The organism is Acidaminobacter hydrogenoformans DSM 2784, assembly GCF_900103005.1.
In the GTDB taxonomy this organism is placed as follows: Bacteria; Bacillota; Clostridia; order Peptostreptococcales; family Acidaminobacteraceae; genus Acidaminobacter; species Acidaminobacter hydrogenoformans.
Window position 1 is genome coordinate 1 of the sequence record NZ_FMWL01000010.1, and the last position, 15,223, is coordinate 15,223.

The following is a 15,223-nucleotide window of genomic DNA, read 5'->3' on the forward strand; positions in this document are numbered from 1 at the left end:
TTTCAACCGTTTGCGTGGTACCATTCTGCAAGATCATATCAGGCGTGTGTACGAGCACATAACCCGCCGCTTTCAATACTGCGTAGGACATTTTATGCCTCCTCTGCGTGTGCCGTCAGCGCCGCATCCAGCATTGCCTGAACACCGGATTTCGTTGCAGCTTCTTTAGTTGCCTCGTCAATTTTGGCGCCGCCCTTGTAAAGTGTGATCGTTGGCAGCCCAAGAACCTTTTGGGAAATAGCGAGACGACGCGCGCTGGATGTGTTTAGCTTGCAAAACTTAATTTTCTCCCCATAGGCCTGGGAAAGCGCTTCGATATCCGGCATCAATGCTTTGCAAGGCTCACAGCCTTCATTCCAGTAATCGACCAACACTAAGCCTTCAGAATTAAGCACCTCTTGCTCGAAATTGTCTTTGTCCAAAATAATCATAGTAACCCTCCTGTTTGAATATAGTTTTAAAAAGAGCTTACGACGTTTTACAAAGCATCAATGTACTTTTCAGCCATGACAGCAGCAATAGCGCCATCCGCCGTGGCCGTCACCACCTGTCTCAGCTGTTTTTGACGGACATCCCCCGCGGCGAAAACGCCAGGGAGGTTGGTTCTCATGTTCTCATCTGTAATCAGGTAGCCTGTCTGATCCATATCAAGGCAGCCTTTAAACAGCGCGGTCGCAGGATCATAGCCAATGAAGACAAAGACACCCATGGTGCCGTCTTCTTCCGGTGCCGGTAGATCCGTTATCTCACCTGTCTTGACATTTTTAACCTTAATCCCTTCGAGAATCCCATCGCCGTAAATTTCTTCGACGACAGAGTCCATCAAATATTCAACCTTTGAATTTTTCCTGACCTTATCTATAATTGACTTCGCGGCCCTGAACTCATCGCGTCTATGGACCAGAGTGACTTTGCGGGCAAACTTGGTGAGGTACATGGCCTCTTCAACAGCGGTATCGCCGCCCCCAACGCAGAACACTTCAAGATCTGTAAAGAAGTCCGCGTCACAAGTCGCGCAGTAGGAGACGCCTTTGCCAGTCAGCTCTGGTTCACCTGGACAGCCAATTTTCTTAGGCGTCGCGCCCGTTGCGACAATGACAGCTTTCGCATAATATAAATTGCCGCTTTCGGTTTGAATCACCTTGGGATTCGCGTTGAAATCAAAGCTCTTTACAGAATCTTTGACGCGCTCAGCACCGAACTCGTCACATTGGGCCACCATGCGCTCGACGAGACTAGGGCCAGTAGCGTGTTCAATGGAGCCCGGGTAATTGGCGACCTCGTCGGTTGTCGCGATTTGACCGCCGGCTTTTTCCTTTTCAAGTATAACGGTTTTCAGTTTTGCGCGGGCCGCATAGAGCCCCGCTGACAGGCCAGCCGGGCCTGCGCCGATAATAACGACATCATAATGCTGTTCCATAGTTCAACCTCCTGAATTTTTTTGGAGATGCGACGTTGGTGAATGTCGAACTGCTAAGGACAAATAGAAAGAAAGCGGACGTAGTCAAATAATTGTCCGACAATTTAATTATAGTTAAATAATAAACATGTTCAAGTGTTATTTGAATTTTATTTCACAAACCTGAGATTCAACATGGATTTAACATTTGTTTAACTTCGACAAAACACAAAGAGAAATGTGCCATGTTAAACTCTGTTTGTGAGGTTGAGGCAACAACAATAAAATCACGAAGCAATTAAAATGCAATGCGCCATGAAAGTCAAACAGCAAGACTAATATTTCGCCCCCAACCCAAATTGAAAACTGAAACTAAAAATTAAAACGATACTTAGGAGGACTACTCAATGTTAAAGAAAAAAGCACTCGCACTTATGCTGGCACTTGGAATGGTCGGTTCTTTCGCGGCATGCTCACAGCCCGCGGCGGAAGCCCCAGTGGATCAGGCCGCTGCACCGGCGGAGCAAGCTGAAGCCCTTAGCGGAGATGTTATTGTGGACGGCTCCGGTACGGTTTACCCGCTCATGGCGCACATTGCGGAAGAATACATGGTCAATGAACAAAACGAAGTCAGCGTCCAAGTAGGTCGCGCTGGTTCCTCTGCTGGATTTAAGAAATTCATCCCAGGTGAGACGGACTTCTCAGATGCTTCCAGAAAGATTAAAGACGAAGAAGTCGCTCAGCTCGAAGAAAAAGGCCTCAAAATGGGCGAAAATGTCATGGAAATCAAACTCGCCTACGACGGCTTGACCATGGTCATCAATCCTGAAAATACTTGGGCAACAGAAATGACTCAGGAAGAGATCGTTAAAATGTACCTCTCCGGCAGCTTCAAAGCTGACGACAAAGTTCTCTGGTCGGATATCCGTGCTGACTGGCCGGCAGAAGAAATCAAGTTCTATGGCCCGAACGAGAACCACGGTACCTACGAATTCTTCGCGGAAGAAATCCTGGATAAGCAGCCTATGGTCGCTACCGCAAACCTCCAACAGGAATATTCCACGCTGGTGGACCTCGTCTCTAAGGATAAAAATGCCATCGCATTCTTTGGATTTGGCTACTATGTTACGAACACAGACAAGCTTGTGGCGGTAAAAGTTGACTTTGGAAGCGGTCCGGTAGAGCCGACCCTTGAGACCATCGGCGAAGACCTCGACTACGCTGGCTTTACGAGACTGGTCTACACTTACCTGAACCTCGACTACGCTAAGGACAAACCACAGGTTCTTGACTACGCGAAGTATGTCGTCTCACCAGAAGGCGCAGAGAGACTCGCCGGCGAAAATGGCTTCGCGCCACTTCCGGCAGCAACCTACGCAGAGTACATGACGCAGCTCGAGGCGATTCAATAATCGCTGAGGCGCTGAAAATCGAAACTAAATTGAAACTTCAAGGTGGGGGCGGGGGCTGCCCATCTTGAAGTTTTGTCTGAACAACAATTGGAGTGAAAAAGATGAGTCAAGATACCCAGGTAAGACAATTGATTCAAAGCAACATTCTAAATAAAAAGCATATTTCTGACCGGTTCATGCCAAAATTCTTTTTCGTCATGGCCTTTGTGTCCGTATTCACGACAGTGGGGATCATCCTGACGCTGGTGACGGATGCCTACAAGTTCTTCAGCCAGGTGCCCCTGGCGCAGGTCTTCAGCACCAAGCTCGCGCCCCTGGCGGCGGAGCCGTCTTTTGGCATCCTGCCCCTGATCAGCGGAACGATCATCACGTCGCTCATCGCTATGCTTGTTGCTGTGCCGGTGGGGCTGACTGCGGCCATCTATTTGAGCCAGTTCGCGTCTGAGCGCGTGCGACGCACGCTCAAACCTATCATGGAAGTACTGGCGGGGATCCCTACAATTGTCTACGGCTTCTTCGCCTATTCCTTCGTGACGCCGCTGCTGATGAAGCTGATTCCGACCTTGGGCGCCAAAAACGCCCTCAGCCCCGGACTCGTCATGGGGATTATGATCATTCCACTGGTGGCGTCCTTATCTGAAGACGCCATGAACGCTGTCCCGAACATCATGAGGGAGGGCGCTTTGGGCCTCGGGTCCACACGCCTCGAAGTGACGTTTAAGGTCGTCATACCGGCGGCCATTTCCGGCATCATGTCCTCCATAGTATTGGCGGTGTCCAGAGCGATTGGCGAGACCATGATTGTGACCATAGCCAGCGGAAGCTCCAAGAATTTTACCCTGGATATCACCCAGTCCATGCAAACCATGACCGCCTATATTGTCGAGTTTACCAGCGGTGACGCCGGCAGCGGGACGGTAGGCTACTACAGCCTGTATGCCGTTGGACTGCTGCTGTTCCTGTTTACTTTGGTTATGAATCTGATTGCCCAGCATATCTCTCATAAATACAGGGAGGAATATTGATGCGAGGCTTGAACGTTAATTTATTAAGTGAAGGCAGGGGAGAGAGCATGCTTGAGATCGAACAAGCCAGCGTCGCAGAGCGCTATAAAGTTAAAATTGACAGCAGTCGCATAGAGCGGCGGGTCAGGCTCAATAACGGCCTGAAGCATCTGTTTTCTCTGTCGACGGTCTTCGCACTCGTCGTTTTGGCCATCCTGTTATACAGGATTGGAGTTCAAAGCATGGGGTGGCTGGACCTTCAGTTCCTGACCTCAAACCTTTCCAGATTCGCGGAAAAAGCCGGTATTTACGGGGCTATACTGGGCACCGTCTACCTGATGCTGATTGTGGTCCCGGTAACCCTTGTCCTTGGGGTATCCACGGCCATTTATCTTGAAGAATACGCCACAAAAGGCCGCATCCAGCGCTTCATCAAAGTCAACATTTCCAACCTCGCCAGCGTGCCATCCGTGATCTTTGGCCTTTTAGGCCTGGCAGTCTTTGGACGGATGTTCAATTTAGGCTCCAGCATATTGGCAGGCGGCCTCACTATGTCCCTGCTGGTTCTGCCGACGGTCGTCGTCGCCAGCCAGGAAGCCATCAAAGCTGTGCCAGGCTTCCTTCGTGAAGCCTCCTACGGCATGGGCGCGGACAAGTGGACGACCATCCGCAAAGTCGTGCTCCCAGTCGCGCTGCCGGGCATCCTGACCGGCTCCATCCTCGCCATGTCCAGAGCCATTGGAGAAACAGCCCCCCTTGTCGTCCTTGGCATCCCGACCCTCATTCTGAAAGTTCCAAACAGTCTTTTAGATGACTTTACCGCGCTTCCCATCCAGATTTACTACTGGACACTGGATACCGTGCTGACGCCGGAGTACGCGAACCTTGCCGCGGCGACCATTGTCGTCCTCCTGGCGGTATTGTTTGTCCTGAATTCCGTCGCCATTATCATCCGAAACAAATTCCAGAAGCGCTTTTAATATGGAGGAGATTCATTTGATGACGCAAAACCTTGAAAACGAAAACAATGTCTTTGATGTCAGGGACTTAAACCTCTGGTATGGCAACGACCAGGCCCTGAAGAACATCAATATGCAAATAGAGAAAAACAAAATCACGGCGATCATTGGTCCATCCGGTTGTGGAAAATCGACTTTCATCAAGACCCTGAACCGAATGATCGAAAATGTACCCATTGTCCGGACTTCCGGAGAAATCCTTTATCACGGCAAAGACATTTTTGATAAATCCATGCAGGTAGAGGAGCTTAGGACCAAGGTGGGTATGGTGTTCCAAAAACCAAATCCGTTTCCAAAGTCTATTTTTGAAAACGTGGTCTATGGACCAAAAATCCACGGGATCAAGGACAAGAAACTCCTGATGGAGATCGCTGAAAACAGCCTTAAGAGCGCAGCGCTTTGGGATGAGGTCAAGGACCGTTTGAACGACAACGCCTACGGTCTTTCCGGCGGTCAGCAGCAACGCCTTTGCATAGCGAGATGCCTTGCGGTACAGCCGGATGTCATCCTGATGGACGAGCCAACCTCCGCACTTGACCCTATAGCAACCTTGAAGATAGAAGAGCTGATGGACAGCCTGAAAAACGAGTACACCATTGCCATTGTGACGCACTCCATGCAGCAGGCCGCGAGAATTTCGGACAAAACCGCTTTTTTCCTCATGGGGGATCTCATTGAGTACGACAAGACGGAAGCGATCTTTTCCAACCCAAGGGACAAGCGGACTGAGGACTACATTACGGGCCGTTTCGGTTAATGTATTGCAGTCAGTTGATCGGTGCCGCATTTCTCGCAGGGTGCGCAGAATGCGGCAATAGAGGAGGCGCTCATGAGAGAGCAGATGGAAGATAGAATCAAGGAGATTCACAGCAAAGTTGAGTATATGAGTCGACTATCGGCAGGGAGTATTGGTCAGGCTATGGAAGCCTTTGTAAAGCAGGACGTCCATGTCGCGAAGCAGATCCTGGCCCAGGACCCGGAAATCAACAGGCTTGAGAAAGATATTGAGAATTTGTGCATCACGCTGGCGGCGACCCAGAGTCCCCTGGCATCTGATTTGAGGCATATGGTGAGCATCATCAAGATTGTGACGGATCTGGAGCGGATTGGCGACTATAGCTGCAATATCGCTGAGGTCGTTATAAACCTTGGCAAATACGAGCTGGTCAAGCCTCTCGAGCGGCTGCCTGTTATGGAGCGCAAGGTGCGGGAGATGCTGGATGCCAGCCTCAGGGCCTATTTTCAGCAGAACGTCGAGCTGGCTTATGAGACCGCCCGCAGGGACGACGAGGTGGACGCGCTGTACGAGGAAATCTACAGAGACCTGCTGCTTCTTATTAAAGAACGGGAAAACCTCGAGGATCAGATTATTGGGTTGATCCTGGTGGGGCGTTATCTTGAGCGGATCGCGGACCATGCCACGAATATTTGTGAGCGGGTGATCCTGATGAAGACAGGGGAGAATGTGAAGCTATAACCTTTGAGACTATAAGTGACAAAATATAAAAAAGCGTTGGAAAATTTGAGCCAAATGTTAAACGGCTTGAGTTTTCTAACGCTTTTTGTTTTGTACAGGCTACCGCTCAACGGGTGAGTGGACCCAAAGGACCTGGGCTGTTTTTTTGCCTGGATTCATCCAACTGTGAAATTCAGTGGATTTGAAGTACATGGAATCTCCGGTATACATTTCGTAAACATCAGTGTGATTCAAGGTAACCCTGAAATTTCCACAAACAACATAAATGAATTCCTCGCCATGATGCTGATGAGTTTCGGGAGCGCCTGCTCCCGGCTCTACGTAAAACATCATAGGGAAAAGGACATACTCTTTCTGTGAAATCAAAGATTCAAGGGTAACACCCGGAATACCGCTCTGGACAGGTTCCCCGGTTCCTTTCTCGACGAGGTTTCTGTTTTCTTCTTCAGGTTCAAAGAAATGCAGAACACTTTCGCCATAAAAGGCCGCAAGGCGTTCCAAGATCTCATAAGAAATATTTGCCTGACCGTTTTCAATTTTACTGAGATAAGACGTTGAAATGCCAACTTGTTTGGCGACCTCTTCCAGAGTCAGAGCAAGCTTGTCCCGGTATAATTTCCACTTACTGCCTATGAGCTTGCGGCTGGGCGGCGTGGCTGCGTCATAAATATCTATGCCACCAATTAAAGGTGGCAATGTCGACTGAGTCATAAGAAGACTTTTGATGGCTTTGGAACCCATCTTGTCATCTATAGAGTATTGCTTAATTTTTTTTAATGTCTCGATATCTTCCAAACTATAGATTCTATAGGTGTTCGAACTGCGCTTGGCTATAAAAAATCCTTGTTTTTCCCAGTTGCGTACAGTGGCAGGAACGACGCCCAGAAGCTTGGCAACCTCATTGATGCTGAAAAAGAGCTCAGCATTATTCTCAGACTTATTTGTCATGCAAATCCTCCAACACTCATTATGTAGTTGTATTATACAACAACAAACAGAAAATTGATAAGGTATAATAGCGATCTACCAACTATAAAAAAACTATTGACAAAGATAGTGCAATGATGATACATTTATTTCTAAAGATTAACAATTGATATTATAATGATGAGAAACAAAAATGCTGTTGGCCTGAACGAGAAATGTACATTACAAGGAGGATCTTATGGGTTACAAAGAAGATGGAAAATGGTGGGTTAGTCAATCGAACTTCGCGGCGGATGTCTTAAAGGGATATGAATTCCCCAAAAAAATTGAAATTTTAGATACGACGTTAAGAGATGGAGAGCAGCAGCCTGGGATCATACTGACGCGTAAGGAAAAAGTTGAAATAGCCAAGAAGCTTGCACGTGCAGGTGTTCACAGAATTGAAGCAGGTACGCCGGCGGCTTCAAAGGAAGACGCAGATGCCATAAAAGAGATTGCTTCATTGAATCTCGGGCCAAAAATTTTTGCTTTTGTCAGAAACACCCCTGAGGACATGAAGCTCGCCAGAGAGTGTGGCGTCACTCATGTTTTGGCAGAAATTCCTGGCAGCGAGCATTTGCTTAAGTACGGGAAGCGCTGGACGGCTGAAAGAGCGATTAAAGCCGCCATTGAAGCAACACAGGCAGCCCGTGAAGAGGGACTTTATGTCACCTTTTTTCCAGCAGACTCATCCAGAGCGAGCTTGGAATTTTTAATTGACGCTGTACATCAGATTTCTGAGGGGGGGCATATGGACTCGCTAGCGCTTGTTGATACTTTTGGATGTTTTTCTCCTGAAGGTGCTGCATATACGGTAAGGAAGCTAAAAAGTGAATTCCGTGTGCCAATAGAAGTCCACTTCCATGATGATTTTGGTCTTGGTGTCGCTTCTACAATTGCTGGGCTTGCCGCTGGCGCAGAGGTAGCTCACGTCACTGTTAATGGTATTGGTGAGCGTTCGGGCAGTGTCGCGCTTGAGCCCCTCGCGCTTTCATTAAAAGTTCTGTATGGCTATGACACGGGTATTGAGCTTGACCAGCTTAAATCACTGTCAAATGCAGTTGCAGAATATACCAGGTTCGCTGTACCGCCAACAAGGCCTGTTGTTGGGGATAGAATTTTTGGCTGGGAGACGGGAATGCCTTCAAGTCTTTGGGTCAACTGCAAAAATGATGAACCGCTTGCCATGCTTCCTTATCACTGGAGCTTGACGGGTCAATCCGAGCCTAAGCTTTACCTGGGCAAAAAGAGCGGCAAAGACAATGTTAAAACTTGGATCCAGGAAAATAATGTCGTATTGACTGGCGATCAGGAACAAGAATTATTAGGGAAAGTAAAGGATCTCTCTTTATCTTTAAAACGCGACTTGACACCGGATGAATTCATTGAACTGACAAAGAGCCTTTAGGAGGTAGTGACATGAAGGATATTGCATTATCTAATTTGTTTAAATCTGTTCAGCCTTCACCTATGCTTCAAATGTTCGAAGCAGCGTCAAAGCACACAGGGCTGATCAGCCTTGGTATTGGGGAACCAGACGCCCATACGCATCCCAGTATTGTAGACGCAGCGGCGGAAGCTGCCAAGGCCGGGTTTACGCATTATCCACCAGTAAACGGATTTCAGGATCTGCGTATAGCCATTTCGGAATATTGGAGGGAGAAGTACGCCCTTGACTCTACGCCGGAGGAAGTCATCATCGGCGCAGGAGCCACACAAGCCATTTATATGATCCTGCAAGCTTTAGTTAATCCAGGGGATGAAGTTATTGTACCGGATCCATGCTTTACGCCTTACATGCAAGCGATCGACTATGTATATGGTGTCCCGGTGCCTGTACCTCTTAAAGAAGATGACGCGTTCAATATGACCGCAGAGCTTCTGGAGTCTTGCATCACCCCTAAAACAAAAATCGTCATGCTCAATTCTCCAGGCAATCCGACGGGTGCCGTCATTGGGATGGAAGAGGCATTAAAAATCTGTGATGTCATAAAAAAACATGACCTTATTTTGATCTCAGATGAAATTTATGAGGCCTTTATTTATGAGGGTGAGCACATCTGCTTCGCGACGCTGCCGGACATGAAAGAGCGTACCTTTACAATTGCAGGTTTTTCTAAAACTTATGCGATGTGTGGCTGGAGAATAGGTTATGCCATAGGTCCGAAAAAAGTCATAGACACCATGAAAATCATCAATATTGGCACCACCATGTGCATGAATTCCGTATCTCAGAAAGCAGCCCTTTACGCGCTTAAAAATTGTGAACCTCAGGTCAAAGAAATGGTGGAAATCTATAAGGATCGCGTTGCGTATGCGCACAAACGCATCAACCAGATAAAAGGCTTGTCCTGCATAAAGCCGAAGGGTGCGTTCTATATATTTGCAAACATTGAAAAAACAGGAATGAAATCTGTTGAACTAGGCATGAAGTTGTTGGAAGAAGCTAAGGTTATCACAATTCCAGGGATCTCCTTTGGACCGAACAGCGACAATTTTATTCGAATTTCCTGTACAATTCCTACTGAACAAATGGCAGAAGCGTTTGACAGAATAGAAGCGGTTTTAGGGAAGTAAAGAACCCTTTTGAAACATACTATTCCAAATAGGGAGGATCTAACCATGGCGGTAGAATCCAATGTAACAGCAGAACGTATAAAAGATCAAAATCCAAGAGATCAATTTAAGTCTCAATTGGGATTTATCTTCGCTGCAGCTGGCTCGGCGGTCGGCCTCGGGAACATCTGGCGTTTTCCTTACATCACAGGAACAAATGGCGGGGGCGCTTTTGTTCTGGTCTATCTCATTTGCATGCTGTTAATAGGTGTCAGTCTCTTGCTGGTGGAGTTTACGATTGGTCGCAGTGGGAAATCCAATGCTATTGACAGTTATAGAAAGATAAGAAAATGGGCAAAATGGATTGGATTTCTCGGCTTCTTCTCAGCGTTTATTTTCTTATCGTACTATTCAGTCGTCAGCGGTTGGACGGTGTTCTATTCCATCCAGTCTTTCTTTGGACTTAATGGATTAGCGCCGGATCAAATGGGTAATTTCTTTGGAGCGTTTATCTCAGATCCAGTAAAACCCCTGCTCTATCACGGCGTTTTCATGGCCTTGACGGTCTTCATCATTATTAAAGGGATTTCTCAGGGCATTGAAAAGTACACAAAAATCATGATGCCCATGCTATTTGTCCTTCTGATTGTGCTTGTGGGCCGCTCGATGACACTTCCAAATGCATGGGAGGGCATAAAGTGGTACCTGACACCTGACCTTTCAAAAGTGACTGCGGGGGTCTGGATTGCTGCACTAGGCCAGGTGTTCTTCAGCCTAAGTGTTGGCATGTCGGGCATGGTAACTTATGCCAGCTATCTGAATGAAAAAGAAAATCTTCCAAAGACCTCTCTCATTGTTTCATTGATGGATTCTGCAGTCGCGCTGTTAGCCGGTCTCATCATCTTCCCGGCAGTGTTCTCCTTTGGCATGGAGCCAGGCGCCGGACCTGGTCTCGTCTTTATCACACTACCTGCTGTCTTCGCGCAAATGCCGCTTGGCTCACTATTTTCATTTATGTTCTTTGTACTGTTGGCTATTGCGTGTCTGACCTCTTCGATCTCCATCTTGGAAATGCCAGTTTCCTATTTGATTGAAAAATTTAAATTGTCGCGTATGAATGCTTCGCTTTTAGTGGGTGCCATTGCCTATGTTCTTGGAATCGCTGTTTCTTTCAGCTTTGGCATATGGGGTGACGTCACTTTCTTTGGAAAAGGCATCTTCGACCTTTTCGACTATTTTGGCTCCAACATTTCCCTGCCGCTCGGCGGTCTGGCAGCTGCAATCCTGGTAGGTTGGTTCTGGGGTGAAAAAGAGGCCGTTGCTGAAGTATCCAATAATGGCACAATCCAGGGCAGCATAGTTAAAATCTGGTTCCCGGTAGTCAAGTATGTTGTGCCGATCGTTATTGTACTGATTTTCCTTTCGAATCTTGGAATCCTAAAAATTTAGTTTGAATTACACTCATGAATCTGGCGGGAGCGGGTTATGTTATCCCTCCCGCTATTTTCATAGACAATAGCAACTGTCTTAATCTCTGACGGAGGAGGCTTCAGATAATGGATTTATTGGTTATAAATATTGGTGGATCTTCTACAAAAATTGCATTGTTTAATAATAAAGAGATGATAAAAGCCCATACCATAAGGCATTCTGTAGATGAGCTAAAGTTATTTAAGGATATATGGGATCAGTATGAGTTCAGAAAAGCATCTGTATTAGACTATTGCAAGAAAAATCAAATTGATATTGAAAACCTTGGCGCAATAGTTTCAAGAGGACCTTCTGTGAAACCAATTAAATCAGGGGTCTACAAAATTAGTGAGGATATGGTAAGAGATGCGGAAAGCAATAAATACGGAACGCATCCATGCGGATTGGGATGTAAAATGGCCATGGAAATTTCAAACAATAGAATTTTAGCATTGACTGTGGATCCACCTTGTGTGGATGAAATGATCCCTGCTGCAAGATATACCGGATTACCCTCCATAAAGAGACATAGTTTTTTTCAAGCATTGAATCATAAAGCTGTAGCGAAAAGATTAGCGATGCAATTAGATAGAAAATATGAAGAGATGAATATTGTAGTCTGTCATTTGGGAAGCGGCATATCTGTTGCATCACATTCTTTTGGAAGAGTGATTGATGTTACGAATGGACTTGATGGAGATGCGCCATTTGGATTAGACAGGGTAGGAACTTTGCCTGCGGGAGATTGGATGAGATTCTGTTTATCCGGTGAGCATACGAGGACTGATCTTGAGCGAATATTAAATGGCGGTGGTGGAATGATGGCACATCTTGGCACGAATTCCGCAATCGAGGTTGAAAAAATGATTAAAGATGGGGACAAAAAAGCTGAAGAAGTCTATGATGCTATGGCTTTTAATGTTATAAAGGGCGTTGGAGCAGCTTCAAGTATATTTGGATCTAAACCAGATGCCATCATTTTTACTGGTGGATTGGCGAATTCAGATTACTTTATTGAAAAACTGAAATGCAAGCTTAGCTGGATTGCTAATATTTTTGTATTTGCAGGCGAAGATGAAATGTTGGCTCTTGCTGAGGGGGCATTACGAGCTCTGAACAATGAAGAGGCGCTGATAGAATACTAATCCAAAATGGATGGTGAAATGATGATTATTAGTATCAATCAAATTTATGAAGAAGTAAAAAATGAAGATAAATTGACAGTTGTAGTCGCTTGTGCAGATGAAGATGAAGTGGCAGTAGCAAAAAAAGCGATTGATCTTGAAATTGCAAAATTCATTTTTATTGGAGACGAAAATATAATTCGGGAAGCAATTGTGAAGCATGGTGTTGATCTTAATTCAATTGAAATTGTAAATGAGAAGGATCACCAACAAGCAGCTTTTCAAGCTATGACATTGGTAAAGGATAAAAAAGCGCATATTCCAATGAAAGGCCTGATGCATACGGAGGTTTTTTTGAAAGCAGTGCTTGATAAGGACATTGGTTTGCGATCAAATAAAAGAATGACACAAGTGACGGTTTTCGATGGTTACAATGGTGAACTGCAGTTTTTAACAGATTGCGCAATCAATATTAAGCCTGATTTAATGAGCAAGAAGCTCATTATTGAAAATGCGGTTGAGCTTGCAAGGGATTTTGGTTATGAAATACCATTAGTGGCTCTGCTCGGTTCTGTTGAAACAATAAGTGAATCGATGCCTGATACATTAGAGAGTGCTGTATTAACTCAAATGAACCGTCGTGGACAAATAAAGAACTGTATTGTTGATGGGCCATTATCACTTGACAACGCTATATGTTTGGAAGCGGCAAACCGCAAAAAAATTGCCTCTCCTGTGGCGGGTAAAGCACATATACTTGTTGCTTCTGAGCTGACGGTTTCCAATACTTTCAGTAAAGCATTGATGTATTATGCAAATGTTGAATGTGCATCAGTACTGGTGGGTACTAAATCACCTGTGATCATGACATCAAGAACTGATAAGTTAAAAAATAAAGTAAATGCAATTACAGCAGCATGTTATCTGTACAATAAAGAAAAACATTCATTGCAAGAAGGTGGTTACACATATGGAGACTGTTAAAGTACTAAAAAACATTGTATATGGTGAAACAGAACGGGAAAACTTGACTGCAGACATCTATTTGCCGTTAAACAGAAAAAGTATTCCTATTGTTATACTAATTCATGGTGGCGCCTTTCAGGCTGGATCAAAGGAAATGTATGAAAATTGGGGCGCGTATTTGGCTCAAAATGGATTTTGTGCGATGTCAATTAATTACCGTCTTTCTGGTCCAGACTATCCTTCATATCCGGGTGTTTTGGAGGATGTGTCAAAATCTATTAACTATTTGGTTGCCAAGGCAAATGAATGGGAGCTTGATCCAATGAATGTGGCTTTTGTAGGCGATTCTGCAGGTGCTTATTTGAGTACTTTGGCAGCGTTAAAAAGTGGCATATCAAGTTATAGGGTAAAGCTGATTGTATCGTTATATGGCGTTTTCGATATTGTTGAGTGGGAAGAATATACAAATAGGACGCGAACAGACTTTGTTGTTGGTAAACTGTTTGGAACAAGCTCATTTTTAGGATTTGACTTGTACCAAGAAGCAAATCCAATGGTTCAAATTGAAAAAGTAAGCAGATATCATAAATTTGACACTGAATTTTTGCTAATATATGGTGAAAAAGATGACATTGTAATACCTGAAAAGCAAACCATCGCTTTTTCAAATAAACTCAAAGCTTTGGGGATTCCTTACACCATACACAGCGTAAGTGATTGGGGTCATTTTTGGTTTACCAAGAATGAAAATATGAGTAGCCATAGTGAAGAGGGTGACTTGACTAAGGAACCAATTTCGAAAATCAAACCCGTCATTATGGATAAGCTGAATTCTAAGTTGAAAAAGACTATCTGATGATACATTGAACAAGTGATTTAGGTGGATAGTGGAAAAGGAATGAAGAAATAGAAACGACAAAGAGGAAGGCTCACGCCTTCCTCTTTGTCGTTTTATTGTTACTAATGTACTATCTCTCTACCGGACAGTGGACCCATAGAACCTGGCTGACTTTTTTTCCCGGGTTGGTCCAGCTATGGAAATCACTTGATTTAAAATACATGGCGTCTCCGGCTTTCATGTTGTAAACCTCGGTATGGTTCAGAGTGACTCTGAACTGTCCCTGGACGACATAAATAAATTCCTCTCCATTATGCTGATGTGTTTCAGGCGCGCCCGCGCCTGGCTCCACATAGAACATGACCGGAAACAGCACATGTTCTTTTTGGGAAATCAAAGACTTCAGCGTTACCCCGGGAATTCCCGCTTGAATAGGCTCCCCGGTATCATGCTCAATCAAATGTCTCTGGGCTTCTTCCGGTTCGAAAAAATGCAGGACGCTTTTTCCGTAGAAGGAAGCGAGTCTTTCGAGAATATTGTAGGAAATGTTGGCTTGGCCGTTTTCGATTTTGCTGAGGTAGGAAATGGAAATGCCGACCTGCCGGGCGACATCCTCAAGTGTCAGCTTTTGATTGTCACGGTATTGGCGCCATTTGCTGCCGATGAGTTTTCTGTCTGGCTGGTTTGAGGTTCCGGCGGCTTCAAAGCCTGACAGGGTAGGCGGTGTTGCGACTTGCGAGGCCAGCAGGCTTTTTATGGCTTTTGAACCCATCCTGTCATCTATAGAGTACTGTTTGATTTTTTTTAGAAGTTCAATATCATCAAGACTATAAATCCTGTAGCTGTTGGCGCTGCGTTGCGCCACAAAATAACCCTGTTTTTCCCAGTTTCGAATAGTGGCTGGGACGACGCCCAGGATCTGGGCTACTTCATTTATGCTAAAGTAGAGCGGCGTATTGATCTCAGTTGTATTAGACATAGAGTTCCCTCCA

At 45.5% G+C, this 15,223-nt stretch carries 15 protein-coding genes; 11 read left to right on the forward strand and 4 right to left on the reverse strand.

Translation table 11 applies throughout. The annotated features are described in order from the left end of the window. Positions 1–92 precede the first annotated feature (92 nt). Together trxA and trxB are read right to left on the reverse strand one after the other, a co-directional pair. On the reverse strand, positions 93–431 hold the full coding sequence (gene trxA / locus BLP63_RS09995) for a thioredoxin TrxA (protein ID WP_092591120.1): 339 nt from the start codon (positions 429–431) through the stop codon (positions 93–95). Positions 432–478: 47 nt separating this feature from the next. Further along, positions 479–1,420 (reverse strand): thioredoxin-disulfide reductase, encoded by a 942-nt coding sequence (trxB, locus tag BLP63_RS10000; RefSeq protein ID WP_092591122.1) that lies wholly within the window; start codon positions 1,418–1,420, stop codon positions 479–481. A 386-nt stretch (positions 1,421–1,806) separates the two neighbouring features. Here trxB and BLP63_RS10005 point away from each other — a divergent pair, with 386 nt between their 5' ends. From BLP63_RS10005 to phoU, 5 genes are all read left to right on the forward strand, one after another. Next, the gene (locus BLP63_RS10005; RefSeq protein ID WP_092591124.1) at positions 1,807–2,811 is read left to right on the forward strand and encodes a PstS family phosphate ABC transporter substrate-binding protein; all 1,005 of its coding nucleotides are present in this window, start codon (positions 1,807–1,809) and stop codon (positions 2,809–2,811) included. Positions 2,812–2,912: 101 nt separating this feature from the next. Further along, a complete protein-coding gene (gene pstC / locus BLP63_RS10010; RefSeq protein WP_092591126.1) occupies positions 2,913–3,836 on the forward strand; it encodes a phosphate ABC transporter permease subunit PstC in 924 nt (307 codons plus the stop codon). Then, entirely contained in the window at positions 3,836–4,795 is a 960-nt protein-coding gene (gene pstA / locus BLP63_RS10015; protein WP_330387136.1) for a phosphate ABC transporter permease PstA, read from the forward strand. The genes pstC and pstA overlap by 1 nt, the downstream gene beginning before the upstream one ends. Positions 4,796–4,814: 19 nt before the next feature. Further along, a complete protein-coding gene (gene pstB, locus BLP63_RS10020; protein ID WP_242870875.1) occupies positions 4,815–5,591 on the forward strand; it encodes a phosphate ABC transporter ATP-binding protein PstB in 777 nt (258 codons plus the stop codon). A gap of 72 nt (positions 5,592–5,663) precedes the next feature. After that, a complete protein-coding gene (gene phoU, locus BLP63_RS10025; protein ID WP_092591130.1) occupies positions 5,664–6,311 on the forward strand; it encodes a phosphate signaling complex protein PhoU in 648 nt (215 codons plus the stop codon). Positions 6,312–6,410: 99 nt separating this feature from the next. On the opposite strand, the gene BLP63_RS10030 is transcribed toward phoU, so the two are convergent. After that, the gene (locus BLP63_RS10030) at positions 6,411–7,259 is read right to left on the reverse strand and encodes a helix-turn-helix domain-containing protein (RefSeq protein WP_092591132.1); all 849 of its coding nucleotides are present in this window, start codon (positions 7,257–7,259) and stop codon (positions 6,411–6,413) included. A 217-nt stretch (positions 7,260–7,476) separates the two neighbouring features. Here BLP63_RS10030 and BLP63_RS10035 point away from each other — a divergent pair, with 217 nt between their 5' ends. The 6 genes from BLP63_RS10035 (at position 7,477) to BLP63_RS10060 (ending at position 14,249) form a co-directional block, all read left to right on the forward strand. After that, positions 7,477–8,685: a LeuA family protein gene (locus tag BLP63_RS10035; protein WP_092591134.1), complete on the forward strand. Its 1,209-nt coding sequence runs from the start codon at positions 7,477–7,479 to the stop codon at positions 8,683–8,685. Positions 8,686–8,696: 11 nt separating this feature from the next. Continuing rightward, positions 8,697–9,854 carry a pyridoxal phosphate-dependent aminotransferase gene (locus tag BLP63_RS10040; RefSeq protein ID WP_092591136.1) on the forward strand — a complete coding sequence of 386 codons (1,158 nt, stop codon included), beginning with the start codon at positions 8,697–8,699 and terminating at the stop codon, positions 9,852–9,854. A gap of 45 nt (positions 9,855–9,899) precedes the next feature. Then, on the forward strand, positions 9,900–11,282 hold the full coding sequence (locus tag BLP63_RS10045) for a sodium-dependent transporter (protein ID WP_092591137.1): 1,383 nt from the start codon (positions 9,900–9,902) through the stop codon (positions 11,280–11,282). Positions 11,283–11,389: 107 nt separating this feature from the next. Further along, positions 11,390–12,448: a butyrate kinase gene (buk, locus tag BLP63_RS10050; RefSeq protein WP_092591138.1), complete on the forward strand. Its 1,059-nt coding sequence runs from the start codon at positions 11,390–11,392 to the stop codon at positions 12,446–12,448. 18 nt (positions 12,449–12,466) lie between these two features. Beyond that, positions 12,467–13,411 (forward strand): phosphate acyltransferase, encoded by a 945-nt coding sequence (locus BLP63_RS10055; RefSeq protein WP_170829397.1) that lies wholly within the window; start codon positions 12,467–12,469, stop codon positions 13,409–13,411. Next, the gene (locus tag BLP63_RS10060) at positions 13,398–14,249 is read left to right on the forward strand and encodes an alpha/beta hydrolase (RefSeq protein ID WP_170829398.1); all 852 of its coding nucleotides are present in this window, start codon (positions 13,398–13,400) and stop codon (positions 14,247–14,249) included. The genes BLP63_RS10055 and BLP63_RS10060 overlap by 14 nt, the downstream gene beginning before the upstream one ends. A 112-nt stretch (positions 14,250–14,361) precedes the next feature. On the opposite strand, the gene BLP63_RS10065 is transcribed toward BLP63_RS10060, so the two are convergent. Continuing rightward, positions 14,362–15,210 carry a helix-turn-helix domain-containing protein gene (locus tag BLP63_RS10065; RefSeq protein ID WP_092591144.1) on the reverse strand — a complete coding sequence of 283 codons (849 nt, stop codon included), beginning with the start codon at positions 15,208–15,210 and terminating at the stop codon, positions 14,362–14,364. Positions 15,211–15,223 lie beyond the last annotated feature (13 nt).

Excerpts from the sequence above, each read along its gene's own strand:
- BLP63_RS10045 (WP_092591137.1), top strand. The coding sequence starts at position 9,900 with ATGGCGGTAGAATCCAATGTAACAGCAGAACGTATAAAAGATCAAAAT.
- BLP63_RS10065 (WP_092591144.1), bottom strand. The coding sequence starts at position 15,210 with ATGTCTAATACAACTGAGATCAATACGCCGCTCTACTTTAGCATAAAT.
- phoU (WP_092591130.1), top strand. The coding sequence starts at position 5,664 with ATGAGAGAGCAGATGGAAGATAGAATCAAGGAGATTCACAGCAAAGTT.
- trxA (WP_092591120.1), bottom strand. The coding sequence starts at position 431 with ATGATTATTTTGGACAAAGACAATTTCGAGCAAGAGGTGCTTAATTCT.
- pstA (WP_330387136.1), top strand. The coding sequence starts at position 3,836 with ATGCGAGGCTTGAACGTTAATTTATTAAGTGAAGGCAGGGGAGAGAGC.
- BLP63_RS10055 (WP_170829397.1), top strand. The coding sequence starts at position 12,467 with ATGATGATTATTAGTATCAATCAAATTTATGAAGAAGTAAAAAATGAA.
- BLP63_RS10005 (WP_092591124.1), top strand. The coding sequence starts at position 1,807 with ATGTTAAAGAAAAAAGCACTCGCACTTATGCTGGCACTTGGAATGGTC.
- BLP63_RS10030 (WP_092591132.1), bottom strand. The coding sequence starts at position 7,259 with ATGACAAATAAGTCTGAGAATAATGCTGAGCTCTTTTTCAGCATCAAT.
- BLP63_RS10035 (WP_092591134.1), top strand. The coding sequence starts at position 7,477 with ATGGGTTACAAAGAAGATGGAAAATGGTGGGTTAGTCAATCGAACTTC.
- BLP63_RS10040 (WP_092591136.1), top strand. The coding sequence starts at position 8,697 with ATGAAGGATATTGCATTATCTAATTTGTTTAAATCTGTTCAGCCTTCA.
- BLP63_RS10060 (WP_170829398.1), top strand. The coding sequence starts at position 13,398 with ATGGAGACTGTTAAAGTACTAAAAAACATTGTATATGGTGAAACAGAA.
- buk (WP_092591138.1), top strand. The coding sequence starts at position 11,390 with ATGGATTTATTGGTTATAAATATTGGTGGATCTTCTACAAAAATTGCA.
- trxB (WP_092591122.1), bottom strand. The coding sequence starts at position 1,420 with ATGGAACAGCATTATGATGTCGTTATTATCGGCGCAGGCCCGGCTGGC.
- pstC (WP_092591126.1), top strand. The coding sequence starts at position 2,913 with ATGAGTCAAGATACCCAGGTAAGACAATTGATTCAAAGCAACATTCTA.
- pstB (WP_242870875.1), top strand. The coding sequence starts at position 4,815 with ATGACGCAAAACCTTGAAAACGAAAACAATGTCTTTGATGTCAGGGAC.